This window comes from Nostoc sp., assembly GCF_036916975.1.
GTDB lineage: Bacteria > Cyanobacteriota > Cyanobacteriia > Cyanobacteriales > Nostocaceae > Nostoc.
Genome location: NZ_JBALFF010000120.1, coordinates 1 through 26,411 on the forward strand (window position 1 = coordinate 1; position 26,411 = coordinate 26,411).

Sequence of the window (26,411 nt, forward strand, 5' to 3'; positions counted from 1 at the left end):
AACTCCTAACTCCTAACTCCTAACTCCTAACTCCTAACTCCTAACTCCTAACTCCTAACTCCTAACTCCTAACTCCTAACTCCTAACTCTTAACTAAACCAGTTCATCCAAACGAGTGTAAATTTGACCATCGTTCCATATTGATTGGATGACAGTACCCAACGCTTTGAAAAAACCTAAAATGTAGAAAAAACCGCGAGTGACAATTTTCATGGGGGAACCGCTTTTGTTGCAAGGTGGGTGTCCCAGAACGTGACAGTCAAATAAACGGGCGTATAGGCGTAAAGCTTGAGTCGCAGTGAGGTTTTTCAGCCCTAGTAAAAAATGGTTGTGATAAAAGGTGAGTTGATATTTGAGCGATCGCATACTAATATCATGACAACCCCCTGTTTCTTCGCCTAAATGCACCAAATGGGCTTCTGGGTCGTACCAAATTTTATACCCCGTCTGTCGCACCCGCAAACAAAAATCTGACTCTTCGCGTACAGCACTACCGCCAAACCTCTCATCAAACCTTAGCCCATACTTAGTAAAAATTTCACGGCGAAATGACATATTGCAACCCCTCGCTGTCAATACTTGCTGAGGTTTGATGGTATGTACCAAATCAATATGATACCAAGCAATTCCAGGATCCATAGCTTGGGGAGGCAGATATTCAATCTGTAAATCTCCTCCAGAATCACCCAATTTCATTCTGTCAAATACCCGACCGGCTACAGCCCCCACTTCTGGATTTTGCAAATAATTTTTCACATGGGCTGTTAACAATTCTGGGGTTAGCTGAACATCATCATCAATAAATAATATTATTTCACCAGATGACCGCCGCACAGCATAATTCCGCGCTCCTGGCAAACTTGCCCAATCTAAGCGCAACCACTTAATTTTACCTGCCCCCGCCATCTCTTCTAGATAGGCTTGAATTTCTGGCTGGTGTTTTGCGGTTTGGTCTACCACTAAAACTTCAAAATTTGGATAGTCCTGTTTCATGACATCTACAATACTATCCCGTAGGGCTTCTTCTCTACCATAAGTCGGGATAACCACAGTAATTAATGGCCAATTATTCATGCTTTTTATTAAGTAATTTTTCTAATTTGATAATAACCTTATAGAGCAGTTTTCACTTGGGTACAATTCAGTCTGAACCTCACCCCGTATTTGATGGGTGCAAACACTCCCCTCTCCAAAGCATCGGAGAGGGATTGGGGGCGAGGTGAGAACTGTTATAAAACTTAATTTTCATTCACTTCACTAAACTACTATTGCCTTAATTTAAATTCAGTCAATAGCCGAAGGACTGCTTAAGATTATCTTTTGTTCTTTAGGCACTTCCAAATAAAAAAATGTTCCAAAACTGACTCAAAAACTCTCTCTATTTCATCTCTCTCTGCGTTCTCTGCGTCTGGAGTGGTTCGTTTATTTAAATAATTTATTTCTTGGAAGTCCCTATACTCCCGCCGCAGCTGCATAAAGATCATCAAATAACTGATTTTGCTTTTCAGAGTTATGTACAATTTGCGCTTGAGCTAACGCTCCTGCACTTAAAAATTCGTAATGTTCTCGTTTATCACTTCTATCAAGAAATTGAATGATTTGTTGCAATGCTTGCTCTACCAAATAATCATAAGTGCTATTTAAAATTTCCCAATATTCATTAGTTTTAGTTTTTTCTTCATGCAGCCAATCACTCCAGTGCCTAACTTCATTAATTGGTAGCTTTAAAATATAGCCATTTTCGCCATGACGAATAAATTCTGGTAAAGCGCATACATTTGTTGTAATTGCAGGAGTGGCAACAGAAAACCCTTCAATGATACTATAGCCATAAGTATCATGTAATGTCGCCATTAATTGAAAATGACTTTGCGATAATAACTCAATAACTTTGTCATTAGGAAGATTTTTATGAAAGACAACGTTATTTAAATCCAATAACTTTAAATCCTCTACATATTTGGTTTCATCGGGAAAATCCGTTGGGACTCCTGAACCAAGTCCCAGATCGGAAATTATATGTACAGTAATAGGTAAACCTAGTTTCTCAGCTTTTTTAGCAAGTCTTAAAGCAACAACTCCGCCTTTGCGAGCAATGTGATTTCCTATAAATATAAGCTGGAGTTGCTGTTCTTGATAAAGTTTCGATTCGTTAACCCTTATTGGAAAACTTGGATGGATTACATCCAATTTCTTACTTACTTTTTCTTTTAGTTTCCAACCTTCTATCCGCTTAATTAATCTCAATTTGGCATAATCTGAGATAGCTATAAGTTTTTGGCAATTTTCTAGTGCTAATCGATTATTTAACAATTCATAAATTGCAGCTTCACCTTGATTTTGAGGATTTCTATATAAAAAACGATGATCCTCAAAGGTGAGAAACCAAGGTTTGTTTGTATATAAAATTTTGTTGAAAGAATGAATAGCTTGGTATCTTCCCCATACAGGTTGCCAGGGAAAAAAGCTGCTTAAAGGATACCAAATTTTTTCTATAGGATATCTGCCACCAGGGAAAGGCTTGGGGCGGATGAGTATATGCCGAGAATTTCGAGGTAGGTTGGGAATGCTGAGGTGTTTTTGACCTACTATGATAACTTTTGCCATTTTTTTCACTTAAATTGTTTTTAGACGTTTTTTCTTATTGGTTGTCTCCGGGTTAGCATCTTCTATATCTTGTTTCTCCAGTTCTGGCAATTTAAAAAGAACTCCCGCAAAAAACCAATAATAGACAGCAACCGGATCAACATCCAGAGGATAGTAATAGGTGTTGTAGCTAATAAACAATATAAACACCCACAAAGCCGCTCCGTAACTGCGGAAATTACGGTTCTTTATGGAGCGATAGGTTTTAAAGCCAATAATTGTTAAACTAGTGACCAAACTCAGAAAAGCTAGTACTCCAACAATTCCAACTTCAAAAAGAACTTTGGGATAGTAGGTTTCCACTAGCTTAGTTTGACCCATTACGCGGGCAGAGTTAGTTGCTCTACCTAAGCCACTTCCTAATGGCCCGTCTACGTTTTTCCAATTTTCTGCAAATTGCTGAACGATAAAGTCTTGAGGTGGTGAAGCCTCCCATCGACCTGTAAAACTTTCGGTTCTCTCTTGCACGACAACAGGGTTAGTCACCATTACTATTCCCAAAACTAGGGCAAGTCCTATTCCTATGGGGATAAATCGTTTTAGGTTGCCAATTTGACCAGTCAGCAATAGCAAAATTCCGAAGCAGATTGGTACTAAAGCTAAGGCGATTCTCTGGCCAGAAATTACAGCATTGATAAAGACTATCACTAAAGAACCTAAACCGAGCAGCCGCCATATTGGGGAGGGGTCGGTGAAGCCGGTGGCAAAGGTAAAAAAGGTGCTGGAAATTAAGAACCATGCCCACTGCCAAGGAGCTACAAATGTCCCTGGTAGGCGAATGACTCCTTCTTCAGGACTATATAAGAGCGCTCCACCAAAATAACACCGGGCTTCTAATGATGTGACAAATAGGGCATTTCCTTCAAGACCTCTAGTGCCTTGACATACACCAGTTAGTAATAACAGGTATTGAATAAATCCCAGCACACAGCAAATAAGTATAAGGACAATTTGGAGGCGCGATAAAAATAGAAAATCCCGCTTATCACGAATTAGATAGTAAGCACAACCAACCAGGGGGACATAGCCTAAAAATACTTTTAGTCCGAGAATGCCCATACCTAATGGTATTTCTTGGGGTGCTTTTTCCAATAATCCGACGCTAGGCGGGTTAAACTGCTGTGCACCATTAACAAATAATAGTGTTAGCAGACTACAACCCAAAACAATATAAAGTGGAATTTTAATGCCTTGAGGAATAATTAGGGGTAGCCCCTGTTTACGGCAAGTTTGCCAAAGTCCAATTAGGGCTGGAAGATAAAAGGCATCTTTAGCTAGTTGGAGTATGGGACTATTGCCCAAGTAGTAAGTAATAGTACCCCCAATCGGTACGTAAATGATGAAGGCATATAGTGCTTGACGCGGGTATTTGTAGGAAAGGGACATGATAATTATCCCCAAAACAGCAGGGATTGCTGTTTTAATTCCACCTACGAAAAAAAGCACAATGCCAACGAAGACACCGCCAAAGGTGGCGGTGGTGAGTAAGCTAGTGAGTTCTTTACGTGCTTGGGCTGCTTTGCGTTTTTTAGCTAACTGTTCTTTGAGGTTAAGGGTAGAAGTTTCCTTTTTAGCCTGCTTTTTCGAGTTTTTAGATGGTCGGGATTTTGGTTTTCTTTTCGGCATAATGGTGCTGTAGCCTATCAGCATCAGGGAAATATATTATAGTTGACAAATTTCTCTGGATTGCTGTAAATCGTACAATCCGAATTCATCCATAACTGATTGATTTAATAATTTGCGATTAAAAATGCTAAATTTTAATCTTTTTGAATTATCAAAAAGATTTTCTCCTGTGTCCAATATATAAACCGCACCTGGAAATGGTAATGATTTAATGGGTTTTGCTCTGTTATTTAAAATATCTCTGACTTTGGCGTGGTCTATATAATATCTATAGTATCCATAGCCACGATTATATTCTGCGACTTCAGGCAAATCATTCAAATCATATCGGATAATGTTACAACTGCCGCACATTTTATAAAAATTGTTTCTTTTAATATATATGTAATTACTACCTTCTTGATATTTATAACCTTTATTTATAAACCATCCATTAGAATCGGGATATTGTTGAATAAATTTGGCTAAATTTTTACTAACACAATCGTCAGCATCAACTGTCATAGTGTGAGTGGGAGAAAATTGACGAGCATAAACTAATCCTTTTAATATTTTCCGCCCTTTATCTGTATCTCCTTTAGCTACAGGGTTAGTTTCGTTGGGAGGGGAAAAATCAACTGTAATGTATGTGATGTGAGAATGAGTGAATTCTATTTTTGGCTTTTCGTGACAAACAACAATAACGTGAAAGTTAGGTGAGGTTTGATTGCAAACTGATTTAATGCATCTTTCAAACAATTGTGTAACACGTTCCCAGGAATTGGAAACTTTTGCACTTTTGAGTGGGATAACAAAAATAAGCATAATATTATCTTAGAACATATAACTAAGAATCTCGAAATAAATAATAACACATTCAGAGTGACGGCAGGACTAATTATATTGATGCGGTGAGTTTTGCTGACAAGTAATTAATTTGGTGACGATCTAACAATGCAAATACAAATGTCACAGCTTCTACAAATTAACCAGCCTTGGTCATTAGTAGAAGCTGTGACGTAAAATTGGCGTTTGTTAAAAGCTGAGATAATAACTAATTTAGTCCATCAGATGCTGTTGGACTTTTGAAACTAATTCATTTGTCCAGTAGTTGGTAAGTTCAGCATTGGCAGCTTCTACCATAACCCTGATTACTGGTTCTGTACCAGAGGCGCGAACCAAAATTCTGCCGGAATTACCCATTGCAGCTTCAGCAAGAGCGATCGCTTCTTGCACAGGTTGACAATCTTCCCATCCTAAACGGCGATCGCGATCTAAAACTCGCACGTTCCGCAAAATTTGCGGATAGGTTTGGAAGCTTTGATCTACTAATTCGCTAAAGGGAACACCCGCCTCTTTCACCAAAGCTGCTATATGTAAGGCTGTTAACAAGCCATCTCCAGTTACGGCATAATGACGGCAAAGAATATGACCTGATTGTTCGCCGCCCAGCATTCCCCCAGTCCGCAACATTTCGGCTTGTACGTATTGGTCGCCGACTGCGGTACGAATTAAGTTACCACCAATTTGCTGCCAAGCTTTTTCAAAGCCTAAGTTGGCCATGACTGTAGATACAATCAGGTTATCTGGCAATTGTTGGTTTTGTTTTAACTGGCGTCCCCACAGGTAGAGAATGTAATCGCCGTTAACTTGTCTGCCAGTATTGTCTACTGCTAAGACGCGATCGGCATCGCCATCGAAGGCAAAGCCAATATCGGCGTTGTGTTCTTGTACTGTGGCTGCCAGAATATCTAGGTGGGTTGAACCACAGTTAACATTAATGCGATCGCCATCTGCTTCGTTATGCAAGCAGATTACCTCTGCCCCCATTTCTGTAAATACTGCTGGTGCTAACCCGACTGCTGCTCCCCACGCCAAGTCTAAAACAATCTTCATCCCCTGAAGCTTGATGGCACTGTTCAAGGGTTTTTTCAACGCCGAGCTATAATGCCCCACTAACTCGAAACGTGAGTAATGCCGTCCGCAATTACTGATAGCAATAGGTGAGATTTTGCCACGCAGTCCGGCTTCAATTTCTGCCTGCAATATTTGGGGTAACTTTCCACCATTGGCACTAAAAATTTTAATCCCATTGTCTTCTGGCGGATTATGGCTGGCAGAAATCATCACTCCGCCAATGGCATCACTGATGCTGGTGAGATAGGCAATGCAGGGAGTGGGGCATAATCCCAAATACCAAACCTCTAGCCCTGCTGCTGTTAACCCTGCACTCAAAGCCATTGCCAGCATATCGCTAGAGTTTCTAGAATCTTGTCCGAGAATGACTGGCCCTAGTTGAGTAGCATGGTTACGTAAAACAATCCCCGTCCAAAAACCAACTTGCAATGCTAGGGGCGCACTCAGTAATTCTCCCACTCGTCCCCGAATCCCATCTGTGCCAAATAAGGGATTTGTTGGTAATGAGATTAAATTCAGTTCAAAACTGCTCTCAATCCCTTTCCCCAATCCGTCAATTTCAGAAGCAGAATCCCCCGGAATGCCCGGTGTCCGAGTCATAAATGAAACCATCTGTTTCAATACTCCACACAATCACACTAGAAAATAGCATTTAACACTTGATTCAACAATTCTGACAGAAAACCTTTTCTCAAATCTTGCATTAAACCTTATCTAAGTTGAAAACCGTAGTTTTCACCCTCTCCCTAAATCCCTCTCCCAAATGCTTGAGAGGGAGTTTGAAATTCTGGCTCCCCGAATCCCAAATCTGGGATTCGGGGTTGGGGGATGAGGGCAAATCCTTTTGATACATGGAAGAACTATAGGTTTCAAGATAGACGTGGTTTACAAAACCGAAGACTGGAATTGGTGGCTAAATAAACCTTGGCCTAGGGTCCGGTAGGGTAAGTCCCCTTTGAAGTTGTGATTTTATCTATAAGAAACTCTCATTTAGGTATCTACGTATTTATCTGGCTCAATAATTATGTATTGAGTCAGATAAAATACTCAGCAATTATCTACCTGGTAAAATCCCTAGCCTTTGTGAGCCATCTTTCAACTTTAAGCTGAACCACCGACTAAACGCCCAGCTAATGCTAACGGAACTCCGCACTTTTCATGTTAGGCGATATGATAGCGATCGCATTAATGGGATGCTCTCAAAGGTAGTTGTTTTAAAAGAAAATTGAGTTTCTTCCAATTAGGAAGCTAAGAACCTAGATTTTTTGTCCAAAAACCTGATTTTTTCAGTTGGATAACAGTGTTCAGATTTCAGTTTACCAAAGAAGACCGAACAATTTTGAACCGCATTTTTCTGTAAAAATGCATAATTGCTTTTCCAAGTTTATCTATAGCTTTGCTCAAAAAAGAGCGTTTAGGGTATAAAATTTTCTCGTGTTCTTCAAAATATTTAGAAATTTCATCCGTATTTGATTGACCCTTGCTAATTTTTACTAATTCAATTTTATTATTAAAAAATGAAATGCCTTCCATTTCACTCCATCTAACTGCCAGCCCAGCTTTATAAGCAGCTAAACCTATTGCATTACCTTCACCTTCATAAATTCCGTTTAGCTCAAAGTAATTGGCGAGCATATCCCATTGTTGCAAAAATTCAATTTCTTTGCCTGAATCTTTAGTGACTGAGAATAAGTACTCGTGAACAAAACTAATATCTTTCCAACTTGTTTCCAAGTTAAGCATTTTTGTTGCATTTTTAACAAGTGCAAATTCTTTCAAAAATTTACTATTAGCAGTTCCTGCAAGAACTTTAGTAAATTTTTTTGGCATATCCATACAAGCTCTGGCGCTAATTCCTGGTGTTAGCAGCCATTGCATATCTTCTGGGACTGGTGCCAAGATTCGCATATCTGAGTCGATGAATATACACGAATTAAAGAGTGACAGAGCTTTTGCGATCGCAAATCTTTTATCGTGATAACATTTAACACCCTGTTGTTCATGCTTAAAGACTACAACTTGAGAATGTTTACTAAATTCTTCAGGATGATCGGTTAAAATAATAAAAGAAGTATTAGGCGAATATATCTCTATATCTTTTGCTAATAAGGAAGCAAGAGCGCTATATTTTTTGCCTAGTGCTAAAGTACAAAAGCAAAAGTCTTTTTGTGATTGAATCATTTATTTTCCTGTTAATTTTCAATAAAGAGATTGGGACTGAGAAAGTAGGTATTTTTTTGGCACAAGCTATTAATTAGATGTAAAAAAACATCAAAAATCAGCTAACCATCAATGAATAAATCTTTAAAAACCACATTAAATCTAAAATTTAATGTTAACAAAAAAGTGGTTATTCCGAATCTTCCACTAATTTCTATTCTGCCTTATTCATTAAAACAAAGTTAAACACAATTTCATTTTCTGCAATTCCAAAGCAGAAAACTATAGCTTTGGCAATTCTGATTTGAAAAAAACCTCATGAGGTAAGAAGAACCGCCAGAGAAAACCAGGAGGTAGTACCGCGCTAGATTCACCATCTATAGGTAAATATTGAGAACGATAGGTTTTGATGGCCTCATTCTTTTTGGATTGCACTGTGTGAATAGATAATCGATAAGCACCTGCCAATTCGTCAAATTTGAGATCCCGAAATAGTAAGGATTTCCAAAGCAACCAGATGGCATACTCCCACAAATCAACCTTTATTCCAGCTTTAACAATAGCGGCCTTAACTAGTTGATAAGTCATCTCATGATCTCGACTCCGATCTTTTTTGTGAGTTACGTAAACTTCTTGAGGCCCAAAGGTATGCAACAATTGCGCCATTTCTTCAATCGTTTGCTGCTGTTCGGCTTCTGTCATTTTGTGTAGTGAGCCATCAGATTTATTAAGAAAGTGAATATCTTTGGAATCAACACCCAAAATGTTTAAAGCTGTCAGTGCTTCTTGTCTGCGAATTTGAATAATTTCGGAGCGGCTAATCTTAGGATTACCATGATGAGAACCTCCTCCATCCGTGACAAAAACAACCTTAATAGGTACACCTTGTTCTCGCTTGAGTGCAATAATTCCACCACAGCCCAGTGCTTCATCATCTTGGTGAGGAGCAAACACAATCAGCGATTTATCGCTAACATTTAGCGGTTGACTACCTCGATACAAAAGCCAGTAGAACTGTAGTCGGATTTGAAGTTCTCGCAATCGGTAATTAAACAGCCATAGCTTGTTGTGCAGACTAACCTTTAAACGATTTAAAATATTTCCCATATTGTTTATGTAATAATTTATTGGAATTAACTAGCTCAAAGGTTGAAATTTAATTGGGTACTTATAACCTCATAGATGTGTTATTAGTAACAAATAAGACATTTTCTCTGTCTAGCGTTGAGACTTAAATGTTGTCAATTACTGAGTTAGAAACTGCTGTATAATACATTATTAATAATGAAAATATGCGTTTTTTCCTCAGTTAATCTATTTGTAATATATCACTTGCATATTCTATGTTCCTCAGTATCTGTACTTAAATTGGTATTAAGTGTTAGATTTTTTGAAAGAACTACTGAAATAAGAAAAACTCGCTAATTTATTATCTAGGCATTCATCTGGATAGAATTAATCCGAGCATTAAGATATGTTTGATTTGAGCATGAGGTTGACTTAATTTAAAAATCTATATTAGTGTAGTGTATTATTCCTTTCGGAATTTTGGAAACACAAAAGCTGATTTTCTGACTGGAAAATAAGGAATGGGCAATGGGGAATGCTGGGGAAATAATTTTCATGGGTTCAGGGCAATTGTTTCCTTAGATAGTCGTCGTATAAAAAAATACATAATTCTGGTAGCTTAAAAAATTTTAATATAAATTCTCATCAAATAGTTTTAAGGTAACCTTTTAATGGCTTTTTTAGCCGTTAGTAAATTAGAACTTCGGTAGTTAACTTTATTAAAAGTTGAGAAATTTAGTATGAGCAGCAATTTAGCAACCAAATTACGTGTAGGCACTAAGAAAGCCCACACAATGGCAGAAAATGTAGGTTTTGTCAAGTGCTTTTTAAGAGGAGTAGTCGAGAAAAACTCTTACCGGAAACTTGTTGCTAATTTCTACTTCGTCTACTCAGCGATGGAAGAAGAAATGGAAAAGCATCGTCAGCACCCAATTCTTTCTAAAATTAACTTTCAAGAGCTAAACCGCAAGTATACCTTAGAGCAAGACCTGAGTTATTACTTTGGTGCTAACTGGAGAGAGCAAATCAAGCTATCTCCCGCAGGTGAAGCTTATGTAAAGCGCATCCGAGAAATATCTGCCACAGAACCGGAACTGTTAATTGCTCATTCATATACTCGTTACTTGGGTGACTTATCCGGGGGACAAATTCTCAAAAATATTGCTGTAACGGCGATGAATTTGTCTGATGGACAAGGAACAGCCTTTTATGAGTTTCCAGAGATTCCTGACGAGAAGGCATTCAAAGCCAAATATCGGCAAAATTTGGATGAATTACCCCTTGATGATGCTACAACCGATCGCATCGTTGATGAAGCTAACGCCGCCTTTGGCACGAACATGACGATGTTCCAAGAATTGGAAGGCAATTTGATCAAGGCGATCGGGGTAATGCTTTACAATAGCCTCACACGGCGACGGACACGCGGTAGTACTGAACTTGTTACTGCTGAGTAAACTTTAATTAAGTAAAATTTTGTAAATCTAGGGGCAACCTCTCTGGGTTCACCTGAATAAAATCAGGCGATCGCGGGGATGTGGCCCCTACTGCTGTTTGTTAGCGATCGTGGCTATTACAGCAGAATTCAGGAGTAAAACACGCTTTATACCTGGCTTTGAGAGGAACATCATTAGGTTTTTGTTTGATTACCGATAGCCGAAGGACTTCCGCCTCCTGGTAGTTTCTGATGTTTTGAGCATATTTTGCTTGTTTTATCAATAGCTTAATAGTTTTAGCAGAATTCATTTGCGGTAATCTCGCTAATTTCTATCTAGAGAATATATAAACCCTGATTCCTAATTTTGTCAGCGATCGGGGAAAATACAAACAGACACAATTAATTAAATAATGGCAACAAAAATTCCTGTTACAGTGATTACAGGCTTCTTAGGTAGTGGAAAAACCAGCCTAATTCGCCACCTGCTACAAAACAACCAAGGACGGCGCATTGCCGTTTTAGTCAATGAATTTGGCGAACTCGGTATTGATGGGGAATTGTTAAAATCTTGTCAAGTTTGCCCAGAAGATGGTGAGGGCGACAATAATATCTTTGAATTAACCAACGGCTGCTTATGCTGCACCGTGCAGGAAGAGTTTTACCCGATGATGCAAGAGTTAATCAAGCGGCGGGATAGCATCGATTGCATTTTGATTGAAACTTCTGGTTTAGCCTTGCCAAAACCACTGGTGAAGGCTTTTCGCTGGCAAGAAATTCGCAACGCTGCCACTGTGGATGCGGTGATTACCGTGGTAGATTGTGCGGCGGTAGCGGCGGGGACATTTGCTAGCGATTTAGAGGCGATCGCAGCCCAGCGCCAAGCAGATGATAGTCTAGAACACGAGACACCCTTGCAAGAACTGTTTGAAGACCAACTTGCTTGTGCAGACTTAGTGGTGTTAAATAAAGTTGACTTGGTAGATGCCGAGACAAAAGCCAGAGTTGAGGAATTGATTAAGCAAGAGTTGCCCAGAGTGGTGAAGATTGTCGAGAGCGATCGCTCTCAACTAGATGCATCTATATTATTAGGATTCCAAGCCGCAGTGGAAGATAATTTAGATTCTCGTCCTAGTCATCACGATACCGAAGAAGACCACAATCACGACGAAGAAATTACCTCAACTAATTTAATTTTGAATCGTACCTTTGATCCAGAAAAGCTGCAACAGCAGTTAGAGAAAATAGCACAACAACAAGAAATTTACCGGATTAAAGGCTTTGTGGCAGTGCCAAATAAATCTATGCGCCTAGTGATGCAAGGCGTAGGAACCCGATTTGATAAATTTTACGATCGCCCCTGGAAATCTGAAGAGGCAAGGCAAACGCGCTTAGTGTTTATTGGACGTGATTTGAAGTCTTCAGAAATCGAATCGCAACTTGTTGCTTTGTAAGTTAGGAGTTAGGAGTTAGGAGTTAGGAGTTAGGAGTTAGGAGTTAGGAATAACTAGTACACTGTGGCGGAAGTTTACCTACTTTTAACAAGGGGCAAAACCCCCTTGCCTATGATTATTAGGCGGTTTGGATCAACTTAAAATGGTAAATTTATTTCGCTATTGTGTATTAGTTAATTCCAAATAAAAAACAATACTAATAACTAAAAGTTACTACTTTTTCACTTTTTCACTTTTAACTCATAACTCTTAACTTATAACTCCTAACTTAAACCCTCACTCTTCATTTTATAAAACTATGACGATCTCTCAACTATTTAATGTCGCCAATCTTTTCGTATTGCCTTTTTGGGCATTGATGATTTTATTACCAAATTGGAAAGTTACACGGCAGATTATGTCATCATATTTGCCCTTTGTGATTTTAGCTGGAGCGTATGTGTATTTGTTTATCAACAGCATTACGCCAGAAAATGCCCAAGCTTTATCGAATCCCCAATTAGCTGATATTGCGCGGTTTTTTGCAGATGAAACGGCTGCTGCAACGGGTTGGATTCATTTTTTAGTGATGGATTTATTCGTCGGTCGCTGGATTTATTGGGAAGGACAAAAAACAGGTATTTGGACAATTCACTCTCTTGCACTGTGTTTGTTTGCTGGTCCTATGGGATTACTGTCTCACATTTTGACTGACTGGATTGTTAAGACATTTTTCCCTAAATCTCAGCAGAGTGAAACGGTGACGGTAGAAGAAAAAGCTGCGTTATAATCGGGAGCATCCCGTCAGGTGCAAAAACCTTGATAGCCATAACCCCGAATCCCTTCATATAGGATTCGGAGAACTAGAATTATGTCTCCCCTCTCCCATATTTGGGAGAGGGGCTGGGGGTGAGGGAAAAGATTTAACCAAAATTGCGATGCTCCCTCATAATCTGCCACATAGTAGGGTAGCACACCTGTACTACCCTACTATTACAAATTACCTGATTTTAAAATCATTAAGCGTTGTCGTGTCTATAGTCAGCATCTAACCAACAGCGTGGTAGAACTTCACCTGAAGGAAAAACGAGATTTTCCTTTTTAAAACTATTAGTTTGCTGTTCTTCTTGACCTTCTTGGTCTTTTGCGTGAACAACATCACTATTGGGATCAAGTAATTCCTGAATTTCAACAATCTTTACCAATTCGCCACTATCTTTAACTTGTAAAAGCATAGAAATTGCCTCAATGAGTTTGCATGGAAGTTCAAGGCGAGTCTCAATATAAACTCGCTCAAATCTAAACCGATTTTGAACGCGGAGATTCCTTAATTGTTAAAGGATTTTATCAAATATCCACATATAAATTACACGATATTAATTTGTGTGTATCTGTGGAGTTCATTTTTATAAAATAAATACAGTAAATAGATACCTAATCCAGAAGCTAAAATCGAATCAGGGAATGCTGATTAATAAAATTGTCTAACTCAGATAATCTTGATTTTAGCGATTAGAAATCACGTTGATATTTTTCCAAAATATCTACTAAAGTGACTTGACATTGCAGGGGTAGTAAATCAATTAAAGGAACTTCACGTTTCCCACCGCCAATTTTTATTGGAATCGCTCCCAAGACTTGTAAAACTCGGTCTTCGTTAACAGCGTTGGAAGTAATTAAAGGATACAGTTGCTCGGCAACAACTGTATGGAGTTTGGCATTAGATAGATAAAGATGCCATTTGGCAACGTCTATGTAAACGTTTTCGCCAATTTCAGCTGCTAGGGCTTCTAGTAGTTCTGTGGTGTTAGTCTTAGCCATAAAAATAACCCTACATTAAGAAAAAGTGCGAAATCTCAGGCTTTTTTACATTATGGCTGAATTAACAGCCTAATCCTACTACCAGAGGTTACAATCGCCCCAGCATGAGTAATCCATCTTCAGGTAGATTTTGGCGGAGTTTCGGTGTAGTTAGCGATCGCACTAATATAAATCAGATGCACCAATACTATTCCTGTCCAACTTAAAGTTACCCAAGGCAGCCACTCCCAGGTAGTGCTTTTCAAGATGTGGAAAAACCACAAGCCAGAATTGATAGTAGCAGCGATCGCTACATGCATGGCAAAATTCATCCGGTCATCGATCTTGCGGTAATCAGGGTCTTTGCGATCGGGTTTGCGAGGCCAACGAGGAGGCATAAATATTTGTTACAGATTTAAATACACCCTATTCATTCTAAGGTTTTTGTGGCAGTGGTTGCTATTAGACCCTTACAACCAGTCATAATTGAACTGGAAGTCAAGAGCAGCTAGGTTAAATCCTATGACGATCTTTGAGCAAATAGACCCGGATCTCCTCTATCCAGATAGCGACGGCAAGCCAATGGCAGACAATACAGAACAATATCGTTGGATTGTCCTGATTAAGGAGAATTTAGAGATTCTGTTTGCTAATAATGATAATGTTTTGATTGCGGGAGATTTGCTCTGGTATCCTGTGCGTTCTCGGCTGATTGCACCGACTGCACCGGATGTAATGGTTGTCTTCGGTAGATCAAAGGGAAAACGTCGTTCTTATCGTCAGTGGCAAGAAGATAATATTCCACCGCAAGTAGTCTTTGAGATTCTTTCTTATAGTAATGATACCAAGGAGATGGAGCGGAAGCTGGAGTTTTACGATACTTATGGTATTGAAGAATATTATTTATACGACCCTGAAAGTTTTCAACTAGATGGCTGGTTGCGGCAAAACAACCATTTGAATAAGCTATGGCAAATGGATGGTTGGCTTAGTCCCCGCTTAGGAATTAGATTTCAAACGGGCTTTGGAGAGTTAGTAATTTACCGTCCAGATGGACAGAGATTTTTGAATTCCCTCGAACTCAATCAACGGGTAGAACAGGCTGAGTTATTGCTAGAACAAGAACGTCAACGCGCTCAACAGTTGGCAGCATATTTGCGTAATCTCGGCATTGATCCTGATAATCTGCCATGAGTTTGGAGTTTGGAGTTTGGAGTTTGGAGTTTGGAGTTTGGAGTTTGGAGTTTGGAGTTTGGAGTTTGGAGTTTGGAGTTTGGAGTTTGGACGGGAGCATCCCAAAGGTGCAAAAACTTTGTGTTTGCCCTCATCCCCTAACCCCGAATCCCAAACATGGGATTCGGGGAACTAGAATTATGTCTCCCCTCTCCCATATATGGGAGAGGGGCTGGGGGTGAGGGAAAAGATTTAAGCTCTCATTGGGATGCTCCCGTTTGGAGTTTGCCCCAAAATAGAGTAGCTTATTGCTCTGGCGGTGAATAATCTCCTGATTTACCGCCACTCTTACTAATTAAACGAATTGATTCAATTTGAATAGACTTTTCTAAAGCTTTTGCCATATCGTATAAAGTCAGGGCAGCCACAGAAACGGCAGTTAAGGCTTCCATCTCTACACCAGTTTCAGCTTTGGTTTTGACTGTGGCTTGAATTTGATAACCAGGTAGCTGCGGATCGGGTATAATATCGACTGCGATTTTTTGCAAAGGTAAAGGATGACACAGGGGAATTAAAGTAGCTGTTTGCTTGGCTGCCATAATCCCAGCTAATCTTGCAGTTGCCAATACATCCCCTTTTGGGACATTTCCGGCTTGAATGGCGGCGAAGGTGGTTGGCAACATCCGCACATTGGCAGCAGCTACTGCTTGGCGGATGGTGGGTGCTTTATCAGACACATCTACCATCTGCGCCTGTCCTTGGCGATCTAGATGGGTTAAATTAGCAAAATTAGATGGGAAATTATCTTGCGTCATTTGGTTAGAACGTGTTAATATAGATTGTCGGTGAGGGCGTGTAGCTCAGTGGACTAGAGCACGTGGCTACGGACCACGGTGTCGGGGGTTCGAATCCCTCCTCGCCCGTTTTTAAAAGTTAAGAGTTGAAAGTTAGGAGTGAGGAGTTAAAGTTTCTCACTCCTAAGTTTTAACTTTTTCAAGGCATGGGCATGTGGAGCTAGACCGAGGGCAAAGCGCAGGGAGTTTGATAGGTCTTTGCTCGACTGGGTGAGAAAAATTACAAGCGCGAGAGAATTAATCACAGCAACATAGCCAAACATATCACGGTAGCCTACAAGTTTGAGCGATCGCTCCTTGAGATGTAGCGATCGCCCCAATCCACAATATCCTCATAGATATCTGTCATCGTTAGCGATAAATTGACCGAATTTAATCAAATTCTGAATTAAAAATACTGGGGGCAATAATGAGTAAAGAAATTTCTCTCAATACGCTATGGAATTCTGCGATATCTAAGGATCGTGTATTTCATTCAGATGAACTCTCTCATTTACCAGAAGCAGCAAGACGATATCTCCAACATGCGATCGCTCCGGGAACCAAAATTGCATCTGCGGTTAGATTGTATATGCATGGTGAAATTAAATTGAAGAGTTGGATTCCATTCAAAGCAGAGCAAGTTATTTGCTGGGAGCGTGGACTGATTTGGAGTGCTACGGCGTGGATGAATGGTTTGCCAATTGTGGGATCGGATCGAATTATAGACGGTGTAGGTTCTATGCAGTGGAAGCTTTTAGGAATTTTCCCTGTGATGAGCGCGACTGGTTCCGATATTACGCGATCTGCGGTTGGTCGTCTCCAAGCAGAGTCAGTGTGCTTGCCATCTGCGTTGTGTGCTGATGATATTTTATGGACAAGTACAGATTCATCACATTCAGATTCTAATTTAGACTCCAGTTTGCATTCTAGTTTTTTAGTGCAAGGTGAGAGAGCCGAACTAGATTTTACCATCGAGTCGGCAAAGCCGAGGCTACGCCAACAAACAGGTCGGCTCAAGACCTTCAAACTACCGCGCTGGAATAACCTTGATGGCTCTGAGTTTCATTATATGGACTTCGGTGGAATTATGGAGGAAGAACGCACATTCTCTGGCTACACTATTCCGACTCGTCTGCGAATTGGATGGTACTTCGGCACTAAGCGGTTTGAGTCAGAGGGCGAGTTTTTCCGAGCCACAATCGATGATGCAATCTATCGGTAGACTCATATCTTGCACTGCTTTATCAGAGCTAATTGTTTACTCAAGAATCCTTTTTTGCTACCACCTCTCGCACGCGATAGATAGGCCGCCCTTGGGATTCATGGTATGTACGCATCAGTAATTCTGCCAAAAGACCAAAGCAAAATAACTGGACTCCAGTTACAAGTAGGAGAACTGCTAAAATCAGCAAAGGGCGATTGCCAATCATCTCACCTAAAGCTAATTTGACGAAAGTTAAGTAAATTCCGATCGCAGTTCCTGAAACCATTGAAATCAAGCCCAACAGCCCAAAAACGTGCATTGGACGGGTGAGGAATCTTTTCATAAACAGGATGGTTAACAAATCCATCAACACTCGGAATGTCCGCCAAATTCCATATTTACTGCGACCAAAGCGACGGGCGTGATGGCGCACTGGTACTTCAGTAATTCTAGCTCCTTCGATGTACGCCAAAGCTGGTAAAAATCGGTGTAGTTCTCCGTAGAGGTTCATATCTGCTAGTAGTTCTGCCCGATAAGCTTTCAGCGAACAGCCATAATCATGAATATTTACGCTAGTAGTACGGCGAATTAGCCAATTGGCAATTTTGGAAGGAAGTAGCCGATTTACAGCCCCATCTTGGCGTTTTTGCCGCCAACCACTCACCAAATCGTAACCCTCATCCAGCTTTGCTAATAACATGGGGATATCAGCCGGATCATTCTGGAGATCGGCATCTAAAGTAACGATCGCTTTCCCGACTGCATAATAAAATCCAGCAGCCATCGCCGCAGTTTGTCCGTAATTGCGACGCAAAATCACCGCCTTTAAATCAGTGCGGATTTGCGCTTCTTTTTTCAGAAAATCCCCAGAACCATCCGTAGAACCATCATCTACACAAATGATTTCATAATTTATCTGACTAGAAGATAAAGTAGATGCGATCGCTTCTAGTAAAAGCGGCAAACTTTCCACCTCGTCATGTATCGGCAGCACCACCGAAACATCTGGGACAATAGCTGCAATCGTCCCATTCTCTTCACTCAACCCTTGATCAACTAACCCACTCCTCATAAGCCTCAGCGCCCTCAGCGTCTCTGTGGTTCGTAACTCTTAAAAACTCTACCAGCACCTCGCAGCTGCTGATAGTACGACTGACTAACAGCATCTCCCTGTTCCGAGAGAATATCAATTCCAATCCCATCCCGTCCCCGATCTTTCCCAGAACTATGGATGTAATAACCATCCGCCAAATAAAGCCCGACATGGGTTGCTTTTTGGCTAGTTCCAAAAAATACCAGATCCCCAGCTGCTAATTCTGCAATAGTAATTGGTTGAGTGAACCCTTCCTGCTGATAAGCATCTCTAGGTAACCAAATACCCACCGAAGCAAACGCCGCCTGCATCAACCCAGAACAGTCATAATTTGGCCCAACCGTACCACCCCAAAGGTAATAATTGGATTGTTGCATCGCTTTTTGGGTAAAAACGATAACCTCCGCTAGGAGTTTTTTAATTTCAGATTCAGAAAATGTTGCAGCAGGGTAATGTACAGTAGCAGATTGTAATGAATCAAAATCTGAAAGGGATACCCATCCTGGATAGTCATCTTCAGACAAATACACCTCAATCGCTGAATTTTGATGATTTGATGTTACCCATAAATGCCGCCCAGATGCAGCTTGAGTTCCTAAACGCGTACATTCGGGAGAATCATATAAATTCAGGTCAGCAATACACTGATACTGCCCTAATTTTGGATTTTGGATTTTGGATTTTAGATTAAAGGACATTACTAGAGAATGATTTTTTTTAATAAAGACGAACAACTGGAAAATCTGGGTAATGGCATTTTAGATGCAACTTGGGCAGAATTTCCCACCTTAGCCCGGAATCAAATTGCCCTGACTTGGGTTGTTTATGATCCACCTGTGCTAGTAAATACTGGTGGGGCGCTGACTCCCAACGCTTTTTGGGATCATCCAGTTCGGGGTTTTACTTATCGTGGTGTTGAACGGATTTATCCCGCCAGTGTAGTTAAGCTATTTTACCTGGTGGCGGTAAATGAATGGCTAGAAAAAGGGATGACTCAGACTTCCAAGGAGTTGGAAAGAGCTTTGCGGGATATGATTGTAGATTCTAGTAATGATGCTACCAGCTTGGTTGTGGATATTCTGAGTGGTACCACATCAGGGTCAGAATTACCAACTGGTCCCTTTGAAACTTGGAAATATCAGCGTAATATTATTAACCGCTATTACCAATCATTGGGTTGGGAAGAAATGGAGACAATTAACGTCTGTCAAAAAACTTGGGGTGATGGCCCTTATGGACGGGAACGGGCGTTTGTGGGAGAGTTACTAGAAAATCGTAATATGTTGACAACAAATGCGATCGCTCGTTTACTGCATAGTATTGTAGGTGGGGTAGCGGTTTCAAGTGGGCGATCGCAAGCAATGATGGCTTTACTCAAACGGACTCTCAACGATTTACCCACTGACACCGAGGAAAATCAGGTAACAGGTTTCTTAGGCGCTGCATTGACTGAAAATGCTCAAATTTGGTCAAAAGCAGGTTGGACAAGTCAAGTTCGCCATGACGTTGCGTATATTGAAATACCAGAACAGCGCCCTTACCTCTTAGTGGTATTTACTGAAGGTAAAGCGCAGGCTAAGAGTCAGGCAATTTTGCCCTTTGTTTCTAAGCTAGTTGCTGATGCGATCGCTAGTCTATAATCTTAGGACTTACGCAGAACAGATCCCCCCTTTTTTACTTGTCGTTATCCATATTTTTGGAACAGTCAAAGTATCGCACTTACCCGATACCCCGCCCAGAACTTCAGTTCTGGGCTGATATTGCATTCCACTAAGCGTGGACTGAAATTCTCCATTTTAAATGTGATGGCCATATACATCTCTGGAAATTTTGTATTTAGTCCTCTTGAGAGGACTTTAGCTATAAGCAAGAGGAATTTATTCCGAAGCGGGAATGCTAAGGAAGCCCAAGATTTAACAAATGATACTAATGTAATAATAATAGATAGCGCTTACCTAACTATAGGTAAGCGCTACTGTTTTAATGAAATTCATGGATAAAATATAGTGAAATTAATTAAGAGATGTTTACTATTAATTAATTCCAATTTAATTGATTACACAGCACTACGACGATTTAGCAAGTTCCACAAGAAAACAGCGACAATTGCGCCAAGAACCGCTACTGCAATACCGGGAAGGCTGAGTGTGGGGGCGGCTAATGTTAAGGTTCCTGTACTGAAGAATACACCCAAACTACCACCAACAAAAGCACCGATAATTCCTAATAATATTGTTCCGAAGATTCCGCCACCTTGATGACCGGGGTAGATAGCCTTTGCAATAGCACCAGCAATTAAACCTAAAACAATCCAAGCAAGAATATTCATTGTTTTAATTTGATAAATGTTTTTTACCCGACAACTACACAATAGCAATCTAAACATTGGTATTCAATCTACCAACAGAACAGATTATTAATAGTCTTGAGGATGAATGCTGTTACTTCTGAGGATATAGCCTCTAACTGAGATGGATAATAAATAAAAAAACTCCTAGTAGGTCTTGAGCTAGGAGCTTCATTTATTAATTGCTTGATAATTGCAGTATATGAATTTTTAACTGCTGTCCGTGGGTTAAAGTCTCCCAGTTCTAAAAATAAGCAAGTAATGCGATTGGGTTTAAATCGCACGTTGTAATGCGAGTCCCAAACCGTCCCCACAACAGCACTCTTCATTACAAAACAAAATTTACCTACAGATCAAAGGGCCATGAAAACCGCGCAGCGTGCCGGAGGCTCTATTACGAATTACGAATTACGAATTACGAATTATTTAATGATTTCTCTCATCTACTTAAAGAATTAAGCTAGGGAATTAAACCAACAACTTCAAGAACTCAACGAGCGAGTTGATACCCCAGCTGCTACAAAATAAGTATTCGACAGCAGTTAATTTATGTGATGGCTCAACCGGCCGCTTTTGAAGTGCGATCGCACCCCACCGAATCAAGAGAGGATGCTGGGGCGATCGCTCCCCCTGCTGCCCCTGCTCACAAAATCGCGTTGCTCCCGTGGTCGAATAATTTGTCAGTTTGGTCAAAACATATTTAAAATCACAATAGCGCAGAGCAGTGCAATAATTAACTGTATTTAAATCTGTACTCACAGACATTACAATTATGGGTTGGTTACGATGAAGTCAGTATCGGGTAAAATATTGGGAATTAAATATTAGAAAATTAACCGCATGAACAATCAACTTAAACCTCGTCAACTGAGCATTGTAGTGACGTTATTTGCAGTACTGATGCTAGGTAGCTGTGGTAAAAAACCTGAAGAATCTACTACTACTACGCCTCAAACACCAACTGCTGTTGCTCCAGCTAGTCCTGACTCTAATAAAGCAGCTAGTCCTGTCCCTACTACAGCAGCTAGTACTATCCCTGGAAATACAACTTCTAGTTCTAAGAAGCCAGCATCGGGGGGGAATAAAACAGCAGTTTTAGCAGCAGCACAAAATCTAGGGGTAAAACCACAAACCGAAACAACTTGCCCAAGTAATGCACCCCTAAAAGGGAAGATTACGAACAAGAGAGGCAACATTTATCACCTTCCTAAAACCTTAGATTATGAAAAAGTCAAACCGGATATTTGTTTTAAAGACACGAATACAGCACAACTTGCTGGTTTCCGTGCGCCTAAATGATCTAAAAAGGGCAAAGGCAGGATACTTTCTATTCACCCTCGAAAGGGACGAGGGAAAAATTCGAGAGTATATCTGAAATCAGGAACGTGTCAAAGAACTATGCCTTTGATATTCAATCCGCACTTGCTTAACGTGAAGCTCAGAACCGAGACAAGTACCGCCACCCAGCCCAGACTTTGCAATTCTTCGGTCTGCGCCCAAATATGACCGTAGTTGAATTATGGCCAGGGAGCGGGTGGTATACCGAGATATTAGCCCCATTTATAGCGGCAAAGGGGCAACTCATTTTTGAGGCAGTGCTATGTTTATAAGCAAGAGGAATTTATTCCAAGGCGGGAATGCTAAGGAAGCCCAAGATTTAACAAATGATACTAATGTAATAACAAGCCTTTTTAAGGGGGAGCGAGGTTTCAGGTTTTCAATGCGTAACCTAGATTTATCTTGTGAGACTATTTCAACTTAAATTCATCAAACTTCAATACTTGCGAATCAGGCTTGCGAGTATCAAAACGATAACTACTTATCGTACCTGCCCCTGTATCAAAGATACTAAAAACCGTAATCTCATTACTCGAAATATAAGGCATCGGCTTTCCATCTTCACCCAACAAAGGGCAAATTGTTGGCACTATCGGTTCTAACCCATTAGGATCGCCAAGCTTAACATAATCCTCTTGATATCCAATTGGCACTTCTCGTGTTCTATCACCCCAAGCAGCACCGTAAGTATTGCCCACATTAGATGTTTCTAGAAAGTGCATTCCACTCTGACTAACAAAACGGTTCCACAAATGGGAATGCCCATAGAATACCAATTGCACATTAGCTGCTTCAAGTAAAGGGACAACATCGCGGATAATGTAATCTGCATCTTTTGGGTACTCATAACGGACTGCTTTGATATTATTATCATCCCGTTCAATTATTTGAACTGGTTCTGTATAAGCAGGAACTATATTATCGCCCAGAGTGTGGGGCGGATGATGGAACATGACAACTTTGTATTTTGCTTGTTTAAACTCAGGGCTGTTGAGTTCTGCCTCTAGCCAATTGTACTGTTTGCTGCCTTTAGCAATTGGCTCATAAATCACCTGTCCATAACCCCAATTTTCAGGATTATTTAAATCCTTTTCGGCTTCTCGATATCTACCCCTATGCTTTCCATTTAAACTGGGAGTCCGCCACATATTCGTAGCGTATAATACCACCAAACGCACATCACCAAAACTGACTGCATAATACCTTTTTCCACCCTCTTTACTTTTTGGTAAAGAGAAAATCTCTTCGTAGGTATTAGTATTAAAAGAATTGTCTATTAAAGATGTGTCCTGATAGATTTTTTGAGCAACGGCATGGGGAATTGTATCATCAAATTCATCATCTAAACTTCCCATCCTGGCAAATCGCCCCATCACCTCATGATTGCCAATGCAAGTAAACATGGGTGCGTGTTGAATTATTTGTCCACCAGTGTAGATTCTCTTAACACCGTCGTGCATCATTTCATATTTAGCACGACCTTGTAAACCGGGAAATAACGCACCACCACTATTATCATCAAACCATTCTGAGGCGCGATCGCTGACATTGACCAAATCACCGGCAAACCAGACTCCATCAACCCGTCCAACCGTTTCTACCACCTTTTGCAGATTTGCCGCAGTCATCGGCTTTAATTGATGATCTGATGTGAGTAAAATTTTAAGTGGTGTATCCAGTTTTGCAGTAGCTGCGAGGGTAAAAACATCACTCGTAACACTTTCGCCGTCTTCTCGCACACTCGTAATGCGATAGTTTACCCGCAAACCAGGAGTTAACCCAGTCACCTCAGCCTCATGTCGCCAAATATCGCGCCAGACGGGTTTTTGATAAACTTGTCCGTCTTTGGTTTGGTTTGCAACTCTTGAGTGTTGGTCTTCACGAGTGCGACTGAGTTTGGTAGTATTTGCCTTAACAGTTTGTTTAAGATTTTCACCGTAGATTACTGTGTGATTAACACCAGCAAACTCAGTAAACCAAACTACTTGCACTGAGGTTTCAGTTGGCAGTTGTAAAAATGGGTCGGTGAGCAATTGGGATGCTGATGTCATAATTTTTTGCCCAAATGAACGCACACTTAACAGAGTAAAGCATATAACAAGCACAAGCCTAGTCACCGAGAAAATTTTACGGCGGCTTTTGCGTCTGAGCATGAGTAACATACCAAATTTTTTAGCGTTTGGTAAAAATCCACTTCTACCAGAAGCTTTATTTGCGATCGCACTGCTGTTAAAATCAGTCACTTGCTGCGGTCTGATCGCTTTTGTCAGCTACGTCATTTCTACAGTGCCATGAAAAAACCTGCTAATCATTTTGAAAAGACTAGCAGGCATGGCTTATCATCAATCGGAGCGGCGGGATTCGAACCCACGACCTCCACTACCCCAAAGTGGCACGCTACCAAGCTGCGCTACGCCCCGGTCAGAATTCCTATTCTACAGCAAAACTCTAGGATAAGCAAGAGGCAAATTTAAAAAACCTTAAGCATACCACTAGCTTGCAATAAATCTGGAACAACAGAAGCATCCCATTTACCTTCTACACATCGGCCTGTATTTAAGATGAAGCGCAGACTGTAAGCATCAGGATAGCCTTCTACCTCCATCCATAATAAATCGCTTTCGGCTTCACAAGCAATTTTTTCCTCTTCCATTAATTCTGTTGCGAGTTGCTTCATGGTGTCTGCTAGCTGTGCTAGTAGGCGGCAAAAATCATTCAACTCGGCTTCGGTTAACTCAATTGCCCAATCATCTGTACCGACTAAACCTTTAAATTCTGGTGCATCGGATTTCTGTCCTATACGCCAGCCAAATCCGGTTTTTACAAGGCGTTCCATAATTAGTTAGGAGTGAGGAGTTAGGAGTTAGGAGTTATTGATTTACAACTCATAACTCTCTGGTTAAGTAGGTCGGCGAGAAAAAACCAAACTATGTAACGAAAAGTAAAATTTCTGTATTTGGCTCGTAGTTGCGCTTTAGCGCATCCGGATAAAGATGCGCTAAAGCGCAACTACAAACAAACCAGTGATGATTATTTGCGCCGACTTACTTACCTCAGTAGTTCGGCACCTCCTCGTTGGGGTGGTTGTGGGGTAGTTGATGTATTAGGGCTGGGTGTGGGGTTGGGGCTGGGGGGTGGGGTATTTTGGGAACTCGGGTTAAATATATTGACTAAGGCTTGCACTAGGGCATTTCGTTGGCTGCGGGTGAGACGGGTGATCGCAAAGCGATCGCCTTCCATCGGATTTTCCCGTAGTGTTTCATTGCCTGGATAGGTAGTATCATACATAATTTCGTTCGCACCCAGGTAATCAGCTAAAGTCAGCTTCCAATCTAAGCGATAAATTGGGGCCCGCCCTTTGGTATAAATGTGATATGTAATCAGGCGACTTACTAAGGTGTTATTTTCGGCAACTTTGCCATTTTCTTTGCTGATATAGTTATTTTCTCGTGGCAAATCGGGCAATTGCTGATATACTAGCCGCCAAACATCGCTAGGTATGATTCTCTGAGCATCAGCAGGTTGGATACTAAATAAATTTCTATGTATTGATTTTTCCGCCCCTGAACCCAAAACAATTACACCCACCACCATTAAAGCAGTGAGTGTCTGCCAAGGTTTAAGTAGGGGTTGAATGAACGATAAATTTTTGCTCATCCTACCTTCTCTAAAGCCTTTTTTTATAATTCGCCAATAATTTCTGGCTGAGTCAATTCATCGGACATTTCGATAATTGCCCTTAACACTGGCTTCATCATCACATCTTCGTTATTTTCAAAGTCTTCATAACGCCGACGTTTAGCACGATTTGCCACCTGAACCGTAATGCGGTAACGATTTGAGGCTGCACTAATCAGTTCCTCAGAACGGTGCATAATCTGAGACTGAGTTGTCTCGAACTTAGAACGCTTTAGCATAATCAGTGGTTCTTGGGGTCATTCCCCAGTGTAGCAGTAGCGATAAATCTGCTGCTGTGTATTTAATCGCTAGCAACCTCTCTCTTGATAGAGGTTGAGAGTGTTTTAGTCAATATAAGTTACTTATAACAAGACTTCGGACAAAATTAGGCAGCAATAAGGCCGTAAGATCGTAAGCTCCTATGTAATTTATACACGCATAGGAGCTTTAACTACGTCTGTTCCAACCCCTGAACATTCAGCTTCAAGGTATATCGAATGAGTTTTGGCAACCTGTAGATTTTCTCTGTTTGAAACAGATTAATTTCAAATATGGGAAATCCCATAATTCAAGCACAACAAGCACAGGACTTACGCAACTGGCACAAGCGATCGCTAAATTTTAGTACATCTGTATTGTCAAAATGATCCAATTGGCACAGGGCGATCGCTAATTAAT

Annotated in this window: 29 protein-coding genes and 2 tRNA genes; 10 read left to right on the forward strand and 21 right to left on the reverse strand. The window is 40.6% G+C overall.

Going from position 1 to position 26,411, the window contains the following annotated elements:
* Positions 1-93: 93 nt before the first annotated feature.
* From hpsN to V7K73_RS27710, 7 genes are all read right to left on the reverse strand, one after another.
* The gene (gene hpsN, locus V7K73_RS27680; protein WP_334884963.1) at positions 94-1,074 is read right to left on the reverse strand and encodes a hormogonium polysaccharide biosynthesis glycosyltransferase HpsN; all 981 of its coding nucleotides are present in this window, start codon (positions 1,072-1,074) and stop codon (positions 94-96) included.
* A 378-nt stretch (positions 1,075-1,452) separates the two neighbouring features.
* On the reverse strand, positions 1,453-2,607 hold the full coding sequence (locus V7K73_RS27685) for a glycosyltransferase family 4 protein (RefSeq protein WP_334884965.1): 1,155 nt from the start codon (positions 2,605-2,607) through the stop codon (positions 1,453-1,455).
* A gap of 9 nt (positions 2,608-2,616) precedes the next feature.
* Complete coding sequence (gene hpsL / locus V7K73_RS27690) at positions 2,617-4,272, reverse strand: hormogonium polysaccharide biosynthesis protein HpsL (RefSeq protein ID WP_334884967.1); 1,656 nt, start codon at positions 4,270-4,272, stop codon at positions 2,617-2,619.
* Positions 4,273-4,308: 36 nt separating this feature from the next.
* On the reverse strand, positions 4,309-5,076 hold the full coding sequence (locus V7K73_RS27695) for a glycosyltransferase family A protein (RefSeq protein WP_334884969.1): 768 nt from the start codon (positions 5,074-5,076) through the stop codon (positions 4,309-4,311).
* 234 nt (positions 5,077-5,310) lie between these two features.
* On the reverse strand, positions 5,311-6,780 hold the full coding sequence (gene glmM, locus V7K73_RS27700; protein WP_334884971.1) for a phosphoglucosamine mutase: 1,470 nt from the start codon (positions 6,778-6,780) through the stop codon (positions 5,311-5,313).
* Positions 6,781-7,479: 699 nt separating this feature from the next.
* Entirely contained in the window at positions 7,480-8,349 is an 870-nt protein-coding gene (locus tag V7K73_RS27705; RefSeq protein WP_334884973.1) for a hypothetical protein, read from the reverse strand.
* 261 nt (positions 8,350-8,610) lie between these two features.
* Complete coding sequence (locus tag V7K73_RS27710; RefSeq protein WP_334884975.1) at positions 8,611-9,435, reverse strand: PIG-L deacetylase family protein; 825 nt, start codon at positions 9,433-9,435, stop codon at positions 8,611-8,613.
* Positions 9,436-10,136: 701 nt separating this feature from the next.
* Between V7K73_RS27710 and V7K73_RS27715 the strand changes: the two genes are divergently transcribed.
* The gene (locus V7K73_RS27715) at positions 10,137-10,853 is read left to right on the forward strand and encodes a biliverdin-producing heme oxygenase (protein WP_334884977.1); all 717 of its coding nucleotides are present in this window, start codon (positions 10,137-10,139) and stop codon (positions 10,851-10,853) included.
* A gap of 100 nt (positions 10,854-10,953) precedes the next feature.
* Here the strand turns inward: V7K73_RS27715 and V7K73_RS27720 are convergent, their stop codons facing one another.
* Positions 10,954-11,142, reverse strand: coding sequence for a hypothetical protein (locus V7K73_RS27720; protein WP_334884979.1), 189 nt, complete (start codon positions 11,140-11,142; stop codon positions 10,954-10,956).
* A 102-nt stretch (positions 11,143-11,244) separates the two neighbouring features.
* Here V7K73_RS27720 and cobW point away from each other — a divergent pair, with 102 nt between their 5' ends.
* Entirely contained in the window at positions 11,245-12,285 is a 1,041-nt protein-coding gene (gene cobW, locus V7K73_RS27725) for a cobalamin biosynthesis protein CobW (RefSeq protein ID WP_334884981.1), read from the forward strand.
* A 298-nt stretch (positions 12,286-12,583) separates the two neighbouring features.
* On the forward strand, positions 12,584-13,054 hold the full coding sequence (locus V7K73_RS27730; RefSeq protein WP_334884983.1) for an ABA4-like family protein: 471 nt from the start codon (positions 12,584-12,586) through the stop codon (positions 13,052-13,054).
* A 229-nt stretch (positions 13,055-13,283) separates the two neighbouring features.
* Here the strand turns inward: V7K73_RS27730 and V7K73_RS27735 are convergent, their stop codons facing one another.
* From V7K73_RS27735 to V7K73_RS27745, 3 genes are all read right to left on the reverse strand, one after another.
* On the reverse strand, positions 13,284-13,499 hold the full coding sequence (locus V7K73_RS27735; RefSeq protein ID WP_334804079.1) for an acetyltransferase: 216 nt from the start codon (positions 13,497-13,499) through the stop codon (positions 13,284-13,286).
* 277 nt (positions 13,500-13,776) lie between these two features.
* A complete protein-coding gene (locus tag V7K73_RS27740) occupies positions 13,777-14,085 on the reverse strand; it encodes a DUF3181 family protein (RefSeq protein ID WP_334884986.1) in 309 nt (102 codons plus the stop codon).
* A 119-nt stretch (positions 14,086-14,204) separates the two neighbouring features.
* Complete coding sequence (locus V7K73_RS27745; RefSeq protein WP_334823526.1) at positions 14,205-14,462, reverse strand: hypothetical protein; 258 nt, start codon at positions 14,460-14,462, stop codon at positions 14,205-14,207.
* A gap of 124 nt (positions 14,463-14,586) precedes the next feature.
* Here V7K73_RS27745 and V7K73_RS27750 point away from each other — a divergent pair, with 124 nt between their 5' ends.
* On the forward strand, positions 14,587-15,258 hold the full coding sequence (locus V7K73_RS27750) for a Uma2 family endonuclease (protein ID WP_334884987.1): 672 nt from the start codon (positions 14,587-14,589) through the stop codon (positions 15,256-15,258).
* A 284-nt stretch (positions 15,259-15,542) separates the two neighbouring features.
* On the opposite strand, the gene moaC is transcribed toward V7K73_RS27750, so the two are convergent.
* Positions 15,543-16,052, reverse strand: a complete 510-nt coding sequence (moaC, locus tag V7K73_RS27755; protein ID WP_334884988.1) for a cyclic pyranopterin monophosphate synthase MoaC — start codon at positions 16,050-16,052, stop codon at positions 15,543-15,545.
* 34 nt (positions 16,053-16,086) lie between these two features.
* On the opposite strand from moaC, the gene V7K73_RS27760 reads away from it, so the two are divergent.
* Positions 16,087-16,160, forward strand: a tRNA-Arg gene (locus V7K73_RS27760).
* A 38-nt stretch (positions 16,161-16,198) separates the two neighbouring features.
* Here V7K73_RS27760 and V7K73_RS27765 read toward each other — a convergent pair.
* Positions 16,199-16,411: a hypothetical protein gene (locus V7K73_RS27765; protein WP_334884990.1), complete on the reverse strand. Its 213-nt coding sequence runs from the start codon at positions 16,409-16,411 to the stop codon at positions 16,199-16,201.
* A gap of 89 nt (positions 16,412-16,500) precedes the next feature.
* Here V7K73_RS27765 and V7K73_RS27770 point away from each other — a divergent pair, with 89 nt between their 5' ends.
* Entirely contained in the window at positions 16,501-17,295 is a 795-nt protein-coding gene (locus V7K73_RS27770; protein WP_334884992.1) for a DUF6920 family protein, read from the forward strand.
* Positions 17,296-17,335: 40 nt separating this feature from the next.
* Here the strand turns inward: V7K73_RS27770 and V7K73_RS27775 are convergent, their stop codons facing one another.
* Positions 17,336-18,349, reverse strand: a complete 1,014-nt coding sequence (locus V7K73_RS27775) for a glycosyltransferase family 2 protein (protein ID WP_334884994.1) — start codon at positions 18,347-18,349, stop codon at positions 17,336-17,338.
* A 14-nt stretch (positions 18,350-18,363) separates the two neighbouring features.
* Complete coding sequence (locus tag V7K73_RS27780) at positions 18,364-19,068, reverse strand: C40 family peptidase (RefSeq protein WP_334884996.1); 705 nt, start codon at positions 19,066-19,068, stop codon at positions 18,364-18,366.
* A gap of 9 nt (positions 19,069-19,077) precedes the next feature.
* Here V7K73_RS27780 and V7K73_RS27785 point away from each other — a divergent pair, with 9 nt between their 5' ends.
* Entirely contained in the window at positions 19,078-20,010 is a 933-nt protein-coding gene (locus V7K73_RS27785) for a serine hydrolase (RefSeq protein WP_334884998.1), read from the forward strand.
* 416 nt (positions 20,011-20,426) lie between these two features.
* On the opposite strand, the gene V7K73_RS27790 is transcribed toward V7K73_RS27785, so the two are convergent.
* Complete coding sequence (locus V7K73_RS27790; RefSeq protein WP_334885003.1) at positions 20,427-20,699, reverse strand: GlsB/YeaQ/YmgE family stress response membrane protein; 273 nt, start codon at positions 20,697-20,699, stop codon at positions 20,427-20,429.
* A gap of 572 nt (positions 20,700-21,271) precedes the next feature.
* Here V7K73_RS27790 and V7K73_RS27795 point away from each other — a divergent pair.
* Positions 21,272-21,421 carry a hypothetical protein gene (locus V7K73_RS27795; RefSeq protein ID WP_334885005.1) on the forward strand — a complete coding sequence of 50 codons (150 nt, stop codon included), beginning with the start codon at positions 21,272-21,274 and terminating at the stop codon, positions 21,419-21,421.
* Positions 21,422-21,557: 136 nt separating this feature from the next.
* The gene (locus tag V7K73_RS27800) at positions 21,558-22,016 is read left to right on the forward strand and encodes a sunset domain-containing protein (protein ID WP_334885007.1); all 459 of its coding nucleotides are present in this window, start codon (positions 21,558-21,560) and stop codon (positions 22,014-22,016) included.
* A 449-nt stretch (positions 22,017-22,465) separates the two neighbouring features.
* On the opposite strand, the gene V7K73_RS27805 is transcribed toward V7K73_RS27800, so the two are convergent.
* The gene (locus V7K73_RS27805) at positions 22,466-24,106 is read right to left on the reverse strand and encodes a metallophosphoesterase (RefSeq protein ID WP_334885009.1); all 1,641 of its coding nucleotides are present in this window, start codon (positions 24,104-24,106) and stop codon (positions 22,466-22,468) included.
* 100 nt (positions 24,107-24,206) lie between these two features.
* Between V7K73_RS27805 and V7K73_RS27810 the strand changes: the two genes are divergently transcribed.
* The gene (locus V7K73_RS27810) at positions 24,207-24,350 is read left to right on the forward strand and encodes a hypothetical protein (RefSeq protein WP_334885011.1); all 144 of its coding nucleotides are present in this window, start codon (positions 24,207-24,209) and stop codon (positions 24,348-24,350) included.
* 51 nt (positions 24,351-24,401) lie between these two features.
* Here the strand turns inward: V7K73_RS27810 and V7K73_RS27815 are convergent.
* The 4 genes from V7K73_RS27815 to V7K73_RS27830 all read right to left on the reverse strand — a co-directional run bounded on the left by V7K73_RS27815 (position 24,402) and on the right by V7K73_RS27830 (position 25,972).
* Positions 24,402-24,475 (reverse strand) — tRNA-Pro (locus V7K73_RS27815).
* A 50-nt stretch (positions 24,476-24,525) separates the two neighbouring features.
* The gene (locus V7K73_RS27820; RefSeq protein WP_334885013.1) at positions 24,526-24,891 is read right to left on the reverse strand and encodes a DUF1818 family protein; all 366 of its coding nucleotides are present in this window, start codon (positions 24,889-24,891) and stop codon (positions 24,526-24,528) included.
* A gap of 212 nt (positions 24,892-25,103) precedes the next feature.
* Entirely contained in the window at positions 25,104-25,712 is a 609-nt protein-coding gene (locus tag V7K73_RS27825; RefSeq protein ID WP_334885015.1) for a hypothetical protein, read from the reverse strand.
* Positions 25,713-25,735: 23 nt separating this feature from the next.
* Entirely contained in the window at positions 25,736-25,972 is a 237-nt protein-coding gene (locus V7K73_RS27830; RefSeq protein WP_334885017.1) for a DNA-directed RNA polymerase subunit omega, read from the reverse strand.
* Positions 25,973-26,411: the final 439 nt, after the last annotated feature.